This window comes from Desulfovibrio sp. GTC20076 (assembly GCF_055385905.1).
In genome coordinates this window covers 892,235-904,823 of the sequence record NZ_AP039366.1, presented here as the reverse complement: position 1 = coordinate 904,823, position 12,589 = coordinate 892,235, and the positions used below count along the sequence as shown (strand labels likewise).

At 53.2% G+C, this 12,589-nt stretch carries 10 protein-coding genes and 1 tRNA gene; all 11 read right to left on the bottom strand.

Going from position 1 to position 12,589, the window contains the following annotated elements; translation table 11 throughout:
- Positions 1 to 5: 5 nt before the first annotated feature.
- On the bottom strand, positions 6 to 329 hold the full coding sequence (locus ACZ495_RS04055) for an isochorismate lyase (protein ID WP_012624972.1): 324 nt from the start codon (positions 327 to 329) through the stop codon (positions 6 to 8).
- A gap of 511 nt (positions 330 to 840) precedes the next feature.
- Positions 841 to 1,098, bottom strand: coding sequence for a hypothetical protein (locus ACZ495_RS04050; protein ID WP_464262658.1), 258 nt, complete (start codon positions 1,096 to 1,098; stop codon positions 841 to 843).
- A 248-nt stretch (positions 1,099 to 1,346) separates the two neighbouring features.
- Positions 1,347 to 1,433 (bottom strand) — tRNA-Leu (locus tag ACZ495_RS04045).
- A 164-nt stretch (positions 1,434 to 1,597) separates the two neighbouring features.
- Positions 1,598 to 3,094, bottom strand: coding sequence for a glycerol kinase GlpK (gene glpK, locus ACZ495_RS04040; RefSeq protein ID WP_464262657.1), 1,497 nt, complete (start codon positions 3,092 to 3,094; stop codon positions 1,598 to 1,600).
- A 227-nt stretch (positions 3,095 to 3,321) separates the two neighbouring features.
- Positions 3,322 to 4,242 (bottom strand): DUF2333 family protein, encoded by a 921-nt coding sequence (locus tag ACZ495_RS04035; RefSeq protein WP_072312127.1) that lies wholly within the window; start codon positions 4,240 to 4,242, stop codon positions 3,322 to 3,324.
- A gap of 233 nt (positions 4,243 to 4,475) precedes the next feature.
- Positions 4,476 to 6,305, bottom strand: coding sequence for an SLC13 family permease (locus tag ACZ495_RS04030; protein WP_012624975.1), 1,830 nt, complete (start codon positions 6,303 to 6,305; stop codon positions 4,476 to 4,478).
- Between the two features lie 696 nt (positions 6,306 to 7,001).
- Complete coding sequence (locus tag ACZ495_RS04025) at positions 7,002 to 8,414, bottom strand: DUF4125 family protein (protein WP_464262656.1); 1,413 nt, start codon at positions 8,412 to 8,414, stop codon at positions 7,002 to 7,004.
- A 10-nt stretch (positions 8,415 to 8,424) separates the two neighbouring features.
- Positions 8,425 to 9,360 carry a DUF4037 domain-containing protein gene (locus ACZ495_RS04020; RefSeq protein WP_012624977.1) on the bottom strand — a complete coding sequence of 312 codons (936 nt, stop codon included), beginning with the start codon at positions 9,358 to 9,360 and terminating at the stop codon, positions 8,425 to 8,427.
- A gap of 76 nt (positions 9,361 to 9,436) precedes the next feature.
- On the bottom strand, positions 9,437 to 10,303 hold the full coding sequence (locus ACZ495_RS04015) for a MerR family transcriptional regulator (protein WP_012624978.1): 867 nt from the start codon (positions 10,301 to 10,303) through the stop codon (positions 9,437 to 9,439).
- A gap of 445 nt (positions 10,304 to 10,748) precedes the next feature.
- The gene (locus tag ACZ495_RS04010; protein ID WP_464262655.1) at positions 10,749 to 11,015 is read right to left on the bottom strand and encodes a hypothetical protein; all 267 of its coding nucleotides are present in this window, start codon (positions 11,013 to 11,015) and stop codon (positions 10,749 to 10,751) included.
- A gap of 6 nt (positions 11,016 to 11,021) precedes the next feature.
- Positions 11,022 to 12,119 (bottom strand): membrane protein, encoded by a 1,098-nt coding sequence (locus ACZ495_RS04005; RefSeq protein WP_012624980.1) that lies wholly within the window; start codon positions 12,117 to 12,119, stop codon positions 11,022 to 11,024.
- Between the last annotated feature and the right edge of the window lie 470 nt (positions 12,120 to 12,589).

Genomic DNA, 12,589 nt, shown 5'->3' with positions numbered 1-12,589 from the left:
ATGCATCAACCATCGCTCTTTTCCCCATCCAGAGCGTGCACTTTTCGCCAGTGCGCAACTTGGGTTGCGATATACCAGGCGGTGATCTGCTTAAATAAATTTTCAATAAAATCTTCCGATATTCCCAATTCCCTTGCCCAAGCACGCCTCTCCACAAGCATGCTTTTCACCCGGTCAGGCGCCGGGATGTCTTCCTCGTTTTTTTTGAAACGGGATGCCGCAAGAACATAGTCAAGGCGACGCCCCAGAAGGTTGACTATTTCTTTATCAAGGCTGTCGATTTCACGACGGACATCACTAAGTCCACAACATTCATCAGGCATTTTCATGCGCACTCCCATCTGATTCCGGCTCATAAAGAACTTTTAAACAAGCGTGACGGTCAAAGGTGCGTTTATAGTCGCGCGAGAGCTTTGCTCAACAAGACCTCTGCCTGGCCCTGAAGCTCTTTAGAAATTCACCCCTCCCTGTTCCCTCACCGAGTTCATTGCTGAGAGCATTCTGTCCACCCCTAAGGCGCTACTGTTCGACCCGCATTGCTTTGCAGCATGCGAGAAACAAGAGTCATCGAAAATAAAAATGAAATTCAAATTCATAAAAGATCTAAACGCCACTCAGTTTCATGTCAATAGCATTGAAAAATTTTCCTCCCTGAAGCTCTGTTTCAACATTTAAGCTATACAAAACAACAAATTAACAAATAATACAGGATTTATAGATAATAAAAGTTGAATACTGTAACATAGCAAATTTATTAATGAATGATGCAATCCATCTTAAAGCACATTCCGTAGCGGCAAGCCCGCTTAAAATGATACTCTTTCCCGTCATATAAACCGTTCAATAATTTGAAATAACTACTAATTTCACAATATTTGCAAGAATGGAAGCAAACCATTTTTCTTTTGTTGTCTTCTGGTCAGATGAGCAACGATAAGGAGTCGCGTAATTGCTGAACGCATTGCCATCAACAGGAAAGCCTTGTGCCCATGCCTGTGCTGCTGACCGGTTCAGCGGCATGTCGCCCCGAGGAGCAGCCTGCCACGCAAATACCGTGCGGATCAGTCGCAACGCGATGCAAGCCCTCGTGATGCTCAACCTGTGCTCTTCGTGGGCAAAGCCAAGGCCACAGCCCTAGTGAAAAGGCCGTGCCTTGGCGAGGCAGTGCGAATGTCGCACAAAGCCCTTGGGGTGATAGTACGTTCAGAGTAACGTATCGTAAGGAAGCGTTGCCCGGATGGATGGGGGGGGCGGGATCTATGACCCACGGTATACGGTGGTACACAGCGGTATACAGATTGGAGACGAAAAAAGGGCCTGCATTTCTGCAAACCCTTTAACTTTTCTGGTACCGAGAGCGAGACTTGAACTCGCAAGGGGTTGCCCCCGGCGGATTTTGAGTCCGCTGCGTCTACCAATTCCACCATCCCGGCACATTGGGGTTCCAGGGCGATACGCCTGTACCCGTGGTGCGAAAAGCTTTTTATCCCAATGAACAGGGATAAGTCAAGAACCTCTGCTGCCCTGAACAAAAACAGACAAAAGCCACAGGTTCATCATGCTGCTTGCAGCCGTCCTGCAAATTTTCTGTTCTGCCCTACTCCTCAAGCCAGTGCGCAGCTCTTTGCACCGCGCGATGCCACTGATACAGCAGCTCGTCTCTCCTGTCTCCGGGCATTGAGGGAGAAAAACAGCGATCAAGTTTCCACAAACTTGCCAGCTCTTCTTCATTTTCCCAAAAACCTGTGGCAAGTCCGGCAAGATAGGCAACCCCGAGGGCAGTCGTTTCTGTTACTGTGGGCCGCTCAACCAGAACCCCTGTGAGGTCCGCCTGAAACTGCATGAGCATGTTGTTGCGGCTGGCGCCGCCGTCCACCCGAAGCGCCGTAAGGGCAATACCCGTGTCTTTTTGCATGGCATCAATAATATCCAGTGTCTGCAACGCAATGGCTTCAGTTGCAGCTCGGGCGATATGTCCTCTGCCGGTTCCCCTGGTCAGGCCCACGATGGTCCCCCGGGCGTACTGATCCCAATAGGGTGCGCCAAGGCCCACAAAGGCAGGAACCATATAAACCCCGCCATTATCCGGCACAGTACCGGCCAGCCTTTCCATTTCTGAAGAATCTTTGATGATGCCCAACCCGTCACGCAACCACTGCACCACCGCACCGTCCACAAAAACACTGCCTTCGAGCGCGTAGGAATATCCCCCCGCAGTCTGCCACGCCACAGTGGTGAGCATATTGTTCAAGCTGGCGTGCGGACTATGCCCGGTGTTAAGCAACAGGAAACAGCCCGTGCCATAGGTATTTTTTGCCATCCCCAGGCTCATGCAGGCGTTGCCATAGGTGGCGGCCTGCTGATCACCGGCAATACCAGCGACAGGCACCGCCCGGCCAAAAAATTCAGGATGTACCTCGGCCAGATGACTGGATGAAGGGACGACCTCGGGCAGCATGGAGGGCGGCACCCCCACAATCTCAAGCAGTTCGCTGTCCCACTGCCCCGTGTGGATATTGAACATCATCGTCCGGCTGGCATTGGACGGGTCCGTGACGTGGGTTCCCCGCTTGCTCAGGTTCCACACAATCCAGGAATCCACCGTGCCGAACAGTAATTCTCCGGCATCGGCCTTTGCCCTGGCTCCCGGTACATTATCCAGTATCCAGCGCACCTTGCTGCCGGAAAAATATGCATCAAGTACAAGCCCTGTCTTTTCCTGAATAATGTGCGCTTTGCCGTCAACCCGCAACTGATCACAAAAGGCCGCTGTACGCCGGTCCTGCCAGACAATGGCGTTATAAACAGGCGCCCCGGTAGACTTCTCCCACACGATGGTAGTTTCCCGTTGATTAGCTATACCTACGGCCGCAATTTCATTGCCGCTCACTCGTGCGAGCCGCAGGCATTCATGCAGAACCTGCGCCTGCGAATCAAAAATTTCATTGGGCGAATGCTCGACCCACCCTGGCTCAGGATATATCTGGGTAAACTCTTTTTGCGCAACCTGCACTATGTTGGCATCACGATCAAAAAGGATCGCGCGTGAACTGGTTGTACCCTGGTCAAGGGCCAGTATGTAGCGTGGGGCCATAGTATTCCTCCGCTCTTGCCGTGAGGCTCTGCCGTTTCGCTCTTGAGCGATGGTACACATCTCCGTCCTGTTTGAACAGAAGCAGGTCACATGGACAACATAAAAACAGGCCGCCGGTTCGTCAGCGTTGCAACAGCAACCGGAACCGGACGGCCTGTGCTACCGGTTTTTCTTTCGCGGTAGCGCGAACCATTGTATTTCACCAGGCGCGATAGCGCCCTTCTGCCTTACATGCGAATGCTGTTACGTATATCTTCCAGACGAGCCTTGGCAAACAGCAAGTAGGACAGGACAAGTTCTCCGGAATTGAAAGACGACGTGATATACAGCGGGTCATACTCACAAATACGGTTCAGATAAGACATGGCTGATGCCATGTTTCCTTCATTATTCTTGGCTTTGATCTCAGGGTACAGGACATAAAGAGTATTAATAAAGTCACGCAGAACCAAAACGATTCCCTGAACTTCATAAATACGGTTATCAAGAGTATAGAAAGACATGTTTTGCGCGTTTTGCAAAAGGCCAAGAGCATATCCGAGCAGATTTTCTCCTGTCACCGTCACAAAAGAAGCATACAGATCATCAGAACGGCAATTATACACACCAGTGCCGTTGTCTAATGATTTTTTATAGTCTTCAAGAAGCTTGAGGCCCTTTTTGTATGATCCTTCAGCAGAAGGAAACATGAAGCTGCGCGGATCAATGGCAAAGCTGTTAATACGGGCCTTATACAAAAACTCGCTTTCCCTGTCGCTGGTTCCCAGCTTGGCTATCTGACTGGAGTAAAGATCCAGCAGGAATCTGGTGGCGTGGTACACCCCATACTGGCGATACGCACGGTTATCCAGGATAAAGCGGTTGAAGACAATATCATTGATGCTCCAGCCAAAGGTGGAATTAAGCTCGCGCCGCATCTGATGGGTGATGGCATCAAGCAGAATTTTACCTTTCTCGTTTTCCGGCAACGAGTCTGCAGCGGCAGGCAGAGCCATCGGCTCTGGAAAGGTCGTGGCGTCAATAAACGAATAAGCACGCTGCAACCCCCACACGGCGACCAGAATGCCCAGAAAAAGACATACTTGCACGGCCAGGGTTTTCAGCACAACTTGCAGCTTCAGAATGGGAGGAAGTGTCGGCAGTTTCATCTCTAGATCCTTGTATAAAATCAATCTTGATACGGCTTCGTACAGGAATAGATTCTATTCCCGCAAAGTGCAAACAGGGCGGAACAGTGCCGGGCTGAATTTGCCTGCTCGCCGGCCACCGCCGGAAAAGACGTTCGTGGCCGCCGGCACGTCGTCGTTATCCGTATCATAAATGGCTGTGCAAACGGCGGCAAGCCCGGCCTGTATCAGATCATCAGAGAAAATCCAGAAAGTTAACGCAAATAAAGCACCCAGCAAAAAAACATTGTCGCCAGCAGCGCCAACAGCAGCAAGGGCGCACCGACCTTGGCGTAGTCCTTCAGGCTGTACCCGCCCGGCTCACGAACAAGCATATGTACTGCCGAACCAAGCGGAGAAATAAATACCGCAGAACAGGCAATGGCTACAGACATGGCACAGGCCTGGGGACTGATGCCCATTTTCAGGCCCACATCTACCGCCATAGGGGCGATCAGCATGGCTACCGCCGTGCTGGAAAGGCAAAACCCCAGCAGGGCCGTAATCATAAACAACCCGGCCAGCACAGCAAAGGGGCCCGCCCCGGATAAAAGCTGAATGAAACCGTCGGAAACCAGAGAAATAATCCCCGACTTCTGGAGCGCAAGCACCAGCGGCAAAATTCCGGCGATCATGACAACGGTCTGCCAGTCTATCACCTCATAAATAGAGTTCAGCGGCACACAACGCATGAGCACCAGGGCGGCAGTGGCGGCGAGAATGGCCGTTACCGGCGGCAGCAGGCTGAAAGCCATGAGGACCACCATAGCAGCCATAATGATCAGTGTAATTTTTCCCTTCTGCCTCGCGGGAATCACTTCTTTATAGTCCTGGGGCAATGTAAGCAGAAGATACTGGCTTTTATTGCGCTCAAGCCGCAGGATATCTTCCCACGCGCCGCAGACCAGCAGAACATCGCCGAACTTGAGAGGAATATCGGCCACATCTTCCGTCAGCGTTTCTCCCTTGCGGCGTATACCGAGCACCATGCTCTGAAAAGTGCTTTGAAAAAGAGTTTCTTTCAGCGACTTTCCGATAAGCGTTGACTCCGGATTGAGCATCACTTCTGCAAGGCCTACCACCTGAAAAAAATTTCTCCGCTTGGAGGCAGTAGCAGAAACCTGCTCCAGCGAAAACGTTTCTATAAAGGTATGCAGCTGATTGGACGAACCTATAACCATGAGAAGGTCCCCGGCCTGGAGCACTTTTTCGGGTTTTGCCGGTGTAATGGTTCGCCTTCTGCCATTGCCGTCACCTTCCACTGCCAGCAGGGTGATTCCATACCGGGCGCTGAGCTGCATGCGCGCCACAGTGCGGTCCACAAGATCTGAACCTTCAGGAATACGCAACAAAAACTGCTGTTTGTCGATCTTGTGATGGCGCAGCAGATCATCGATGGAAAGGCTTTTTTTGCGTTCTATCCGCGAATCTTTGGGGGCCAGCATGTCTTGCCCGCAAAGCAGCATAAAAGCCATCGCCAGCAGCAATATGAGTATGCCAAAGGGCGTAAAACTGAAAAAACCCAAAGTTTCAAGGCCCCGTTCGCGCAAGATGCCATTGACAATAATGTTGGGCGTAGTCGCCACCAGAGTCATCATGCCGCTGATAAGCGCGGCGAGAGCCAGCGGCATGAGCAGCCGCCTGGGGTTGATACGGGTTTTTTCCGCCACAGAAAGAGTAATGGGAATAAATATGGCAGCCGTAGCAGTGGAACTCATGAACGCTCCTACAGAGGCGGCTGCCCCCATAATCATGAGCAGCAGCCTGCGCTCACTTCTGCCCCCGCGGCGAATGATCATCTCGCCCACCCGCTGGGCAATGCCCGTATGAATAATGGCCTTACCCACTATAAACATACAGCTGATAATAAGCACCGTGGTGCTGGCAAATCCGGATATGGCCTCCTGCACGGGCAATACGCCGCTGAGCGTCAGAGCCAGTATAATAAGAACGGCAACCACATCATTGCGCAGCGCGTTAGTTACAAGAAAAATAACAGCCACACCAAGCACTGCAAGGGTGACAGTCATATCATAAGTGAGCATAAAAAACGTCTCCACAGAAAAATAGTACGTCCGGTGATTAACACCGGATCAAATTGCACATAAAATCAAATTGCATGAAAATGCTGACAGACAACCATCTTCATCTTGTGAGGCGGCGAGATGAACCCCGTTCAGAGATAAAAAAGACGCTATCCGGAATTTCTGTCTAAAAAAGACATTCCAGCAGCGCCTGATAATGACGGCGAACAGCGGCAAGGTCAATACGTCCGGCGGCCGGTGTGCCGCTTGAGCAATACCTGTGAACTACTTGGGGGGTATTGTAGAGCATTTCACACTTGAAATGCTCTACAAGGATTTGTCTCCAAATCCTTGTAGCCAAATGATTGTAGGGCGGCTTTGCCGACCGTTAAGCAATCATTTGAAACGCTCATTGCTCTAGGTGTAGTGTTCCAATAGGTTGTTCACCCTCCCCCAAGTCGGTAAAGCTGGAGTTACCAGACAACAGCAAACCGAGTGAGGGAAAGGGTGAACAACGTGTTGACACTCTACACCTAGTGACAACGCAGCAGAAATGCGCCTTGCCCGGTCACAGGACTGCCGCATCTGCTCGGAATCTGTGGCCGTCAGGGCCTTGGCAAGCCCATTGCGGTGCGGCACGGCTTTTTGCCAGCCGGGTTGCACCCAAGGGAGTCGCCTTGCCCATCCTGAAAAAACAGAACCAAGTGTTGAAGAATTCTAAACAGCGGCAACCCGAACCGAAGCCTCAAGTTCTTCAAGGCTGGACTTGCCCATGAGGCGGGCCAGGCAGGCGTAACGCTCCAGGGCCGTATTGCGTCCTGTCTGCCGGGCATGCCGCAGATCCCGGGCATACAGGGCAAGTGTGCCTGGCGAAAGGGTTTCAAGTTCGCAGCGGAGGTATTTTTTAAAAGCCCCCCGGTTGTCAGGCACGATCACATTGGGATATTTTGCAGAAGCGTCGCGCATAAAAATTTCTTCCGCATCCGCAATTTCATCCAGCAAGGGGCTTACACTTAAAGGAGGCAGCCGGTCATCCATGCGGGCGTATTTTTCAATCATGAAGTTGCGCCCCGCCAGTTCGGCATTGCGCAGATCATCAAGATACGAGGCAAGCGTGTCGGTGTTCAGTGGTTCATGGGCCATACGCCTCATGCCCCTGAAACTGTCTGGCCGCTGCTGGCAGATGGCTGTTCCGCCTTCATTAGGTGTTGCCAGAAACATGACAAGCTCCCGCTCGATAATTTCCGCCAACAGCGCTTCGCGCGCATCCTGCCCAAGAGATTGCGACCCCGAAACCGGCTGCGTCCCCTGCTCTGCCGAGGCCTTGCGGCACAGCTCAAGATTTTTTTTATAGCTTTCCGCTTCAGCGCTGCGGCCTTTACCCAGTTTTTCATAACAGGCTACCGCCTCTTCAAGGGTACGGGCGGCCTCGATCCACTGCCCATCAGAAGCCAGCGCCACGCCCAGATTACCCAGTGAAAAGGCAGTGTCCTCGTGCTCACCGCAGACCTTCCGACGCAGGGCAACGGCCTGGCGATGCCAGTCTATGCCCGCAGCGAGCAGGCCGCGCTCTTCATACAGGCGCCCCAGATTGTTCAGGCAGGTTCCCAGTTGCTGGTCCGGCAGCGTCCCGGACGTGCGGGCATGCCCTTCCCATATGCCTCTGGCACGTTGCAGGCACTGTTCCGCCCGGTCCCACTCTTTTCGGCGGTAATACACTGCAGAAAGGTGAAGCAACGCGCTGGCCAAACGGGGAGAATGCGCGCCAAAGGCCGACTCACAAGCGGCAGCTGCTTCCAGTCCCAGCTCTTCGCTCTTGCTGTAGCTTCCCGTTTCCAGCCAGAGATGGGCCAGATTCTGCATCAGGTTCAAAGTTAAGGGAGAAGATGAACCATAGGCATTGCGCAAGAGAGCGAGACCTTCTTCCATAACAGACACAGCCTCGGCCCCCCGGCTCATAGCCAGCAGCACACGGGCCGTGGCCTCAAGGGTCGTGGCGCGGCACAACGGGGTATTGTCACATGTGCGTAACAGCGTACGCAGCCGCGCAAGGCTGTCTTCAGGGCACCCCTGAGCCAGAGGCTCCAGGGCAGCCTGCAAATCCCTGCTCCACTGTTCCTGACTCACCATACTCTCTCCTTCAGCCTTGCAGCATGTCCATATGACGCAACTGAGGTTCCCGCACATGGCGCATGATCTGCGGGCCATGCGCCCAAAGCCAGTTACCCGTATCTTGGCTCAGGCCCATATGACGCAAATGCCGTGCAACGGCTGCACAAAAATCTTCGGCCACGCGCGTAGCCTCCATATCTTCCGCCCCACGCAAGGGCATGGCCGCAAGCCTGTTCACGGTCTGCGTAACCTCGGCCCCCAGTATGGGCAGCGAGGACGCAAGGCGCGCGGCCCACTTGTAGAAAGGCATGTAGCGGGCATTGCACAGATATACCAGCGACAGTGCGGCCTCGGCAAAGCGAGTCACGCAGAACATGGCCGCAGGACCATCGCCCCGCTGCAGGCATCTGGGCAGATTGTACTGGCCCGCCTGCGCCATGATCATGCATCGCGCCGCCATCTTTTTCAGCCGCACATCATCCGGATAGCCAGCGAGCAATGCCCTGCGCCGCCGTGTGAATTCCCCTGCCCCGTCTTCAAAAACCTCGCCGTTGGTGCAGGCAGCCAACTGATATTCCGGAATAGCCAGCCATTCCTGCCAGGTAGCCGGAAGTTCCGACAAGCCGGTGAAAAAAGTGTAAAAATCCTCAACAGCCAACGGTCCCACCCGGCCAAGGCGTTTCGCAGGCGCAAGTCTGCTGTCAAAGCCGCCAAAGTGGGCGGGAAGGCGCCTCAGAGCCGCCTCAATACGTGGCGCATGGCGCTGTAGCTCGGCATGCGGCAGCCACAGGCAAAAGGCAGGACCGAAATCATGATCACGAGAGGCCGTGTCATCGCAGCCAAAACACTCAGAACCTTCGCCTACCAGCCCAATTGCGGCACGAGCCATGATATCAGGAATTTCTTCCCACAAAACAGGACGACAAGCGTGGTAAAATTCACGGGCCAGGGTCAATCCCTGCATGAGAACCTCCGGCTCTGCGACGGGCGCGTCATAATTCAGGCCGTTATGGAACTGTTGGCACTGCTGCGCCAGGCGTTCAGTCTGCCTTTGCCATAAGGCTGCGTACATTTCCGGGGCGGCTGACTTTCACAAGCACCTCGGTAACAAAAAGCTCTTCGTGATTGGTGGTCCAGAAGTCGGTCACGTAGCGCTCATACGAACCCTGATCGCAAATATAGTTGTTCGATGCGCACCAGCGCTGGATTTTCCTGTAGGTATCGCGGATAGCCCCGTGCTCCCCGATATGGTAGCAGCATGCCGCGAGAAAGCCCCCGTACGGCTGCGTTTCTTCCGGCTGACAGGGGAGGATGGTCTTCTGCAGGATCTGTACGTTCTGAGGCTCATCCTTGATGCGGTCTTCAATGGAAGAAAAACGGATCATGACCGGTCCGGTGATGCTGTTGCTCACCGACTCCACATAGTTGGTAAATTCAAGATTTATGATGGCAGATTTGATATCGGATGAAAAAGTCTGGTCATGAAAGAGCAGGTCGTCCGGCTGCACGTACTTTACCGATACACTGTGCAAACCATTCTCAAGCACCATCTCAGCCTCGTGCAGCAACTCAAGCCAGTCGCGCACCGAGGTGAGGCGAAGGTGCAGGGTTCTTTCTTCTTCCTGAAGTCCTTCGATCTTTTTCATAAAAATTTTGCGCAAGGCCGTAAGCGAGGTATTGCTGCCCAATTCGAAGGCTTCGCGGATTTCACCAAGGTGAAATCCCATCTGCTTGTAATATTTCAGCGGCGGCACTGCCAACAGGTCTTCCTGTGTATAATAGCGGTAATTGTTGGCTCCGTGCCGCTTGGATTCGATCAGGCCAAGATCATCGTAAAAGCGCAGGGCTTTCTTCGAGATATTGGAAATCTCGCTCATCTGGCTGATGGAATATCTTCGTTTTGTCATGACAGTACCCGAAATCCTGTACAGAGGGGCAATAGGGGCGATGCCCGGCAGGATGACAGCCCGTGACCGTAATGGGTCGCAGACGTATCGCCCTAAAAGCTGCAACACAGGCCCACTGTGCGGCGGCCGCCTTGCGTGGGGAAGCCTCTAACCTCTTCCCCGCGCAAGCGCCAGTGCGGTTTACCCGACTCTTCAATCAACGCTTGCATTTTTCAAAGAACCGTCAGGCAAACAGCTTACGTCAATAACCGATGAATACTCATCATCTTTTGTAAACCCGTCAAACCGCCGTCTCTTTGCCCAGAGATCAACACGGACTTTTTAACGGGTTTTATGAATCCAAGCCTTCTCGCTATCCACAAGCGGTTCCGCCGTCAATATCTGTAATGCCGGCAGAACCGCCCGTGAGGCATAAGGGCCGGACATCCGGCACCAACGCCAGGCGTTAGTCCGGAATATAGCGGTTAATGGTAGCTGCGCCGTCCGCATCAGCGCTGAAGTACATGCGCACTTCGCCCTGATCATTAAGCTCAAAACGCGATTCCACCAGCAGACCGTTGGCGACCGCGGTCATGAGCGCAGTCAGCACGTCTTTTTTGTTAAAAGCACGAAATGAAGCATAGGTTCCCTTCAGGGCACCCATAACATCTTCGGTGCAGGCCTCAGTCACGGTCGTCATATATTTAAGGATGGCATAGTTCAAAGGTTTCATGACGGACTACCCCTTCTTCCTGAAGAAATCCAACGGATTGACAGCGATAATAAAGATACCGGCCACCATGATGACAGCGGCGATCCACACCAGGGGTGCCAGCGCGTAGCCGTCAATGCCAAACCACAGGCCGAGCACAAGCCAGCAGAAGAAGGGACCCCAGAACGAGAAGGCGCCGTTGCACGACATGCCAAGTCCGGTGCCGCACATGGCGTTGCCCTTGTACCAGAGCATGAAGGCAAAATACGCGCCAAAGCCGGCCACAAGGAACCAGGGCATGGCGGCGGTGTCGGTAAAGGCGGTCTTGATCATAAAAAAGGCACTGTCGCCACCGATGAGGGCGAAAAGGGGCACCAGAATGCAAAGGTTGGTCACAGCGGAAGTGACCTGGCGGATGGTGATGCCGATTTCAGGATCAATCATGGAAGTGGCGTAACCGCCCACGCAGCCTTCAAGCCCCCAGCCGAAAGCGGCCAGAAAGCCAAAGGTCAGGCCAAGAAAAAGGTTCGGCGGCGCGTTCTCGGCAAGGCCGGTGCTGCCGATCATGGCGCTGGCAGAGAAGCAGATAAAAATACCCAGAGCCATGCGGGCAGAAATCGCCTGCTTGAAAAGGATGCGGCTCAGAATGGTACCGATGGCCGGGCAAAGGGCGCTGATAGGCACAATAATAGACCCGGCGCTCTGCAGGCCAAGCACATAGCAGGTGCTTGCCAGAGGCCCGCCAATAACAGCCACGCCGATAAGGATGGCACCGGGTTTGGTGCGCAGGCAGCGGAAAAAGTCACCCAGTTTGCCCTTGCCTATGGCAATAAGCACAGCCCAAAAAGCGCTGCAGGCGTCAGTAACGGCCGCGCCCAGCGCCCCCAGAAGAAACATGACGGAAAAATCCGAAAGCCCCGATCCCCCCCCATACCACACGCCCCACACGCCCATGGTCATGGCCAGGGTCATAAAGGCAGTATAGGTGCCGTAAGAAACCCCCGACATGGTTGCGGTGAATACGCCTCGCCGCCTGAAGCTGCTCGTCAGTTTTGTTTTGGCCTCAAGGGCCGCCTCGGATCCGCCCAGGCCGGAAACCCCAGAGGGTTGTACCGTGTGCTCCATGACCTACTCCTTCTCTCACTGAATGGTGTGATATGGCGGAAAACGTCCTTGCCCCGGCAAAGCCGCTACGCCCAATTACTTCCACCATAAGCTTACCCCAAGCAGGAAGGTCAATAGAGTTCATAAAATATGACGCATAAAATTCCACTTTTTCATTGATTGAGAAAAAATCTCAAAAACCATGCCGTGCAACGGTTGCGAACCACCTCGGAGTAAATGCATAACACAAGATATTTATTGAATATTATCCCAAACACAATCCGATTTCCCCCCACACGGGCAAAGACGACATCAAAAAGAGACAACTTGGACCACGCTGTTCAAAAATAGCGCTAACCCTTCTTTTTTCCTCTTATCCATCCCCTGCGCGGGAACTGAGCAAACATTTTGTTTATGTGCCTGCCCCAAGGTTCCCCAATGGAAATATTTTTCGTAACACACTGATAAGACATTGTTTACATGTAAAAATG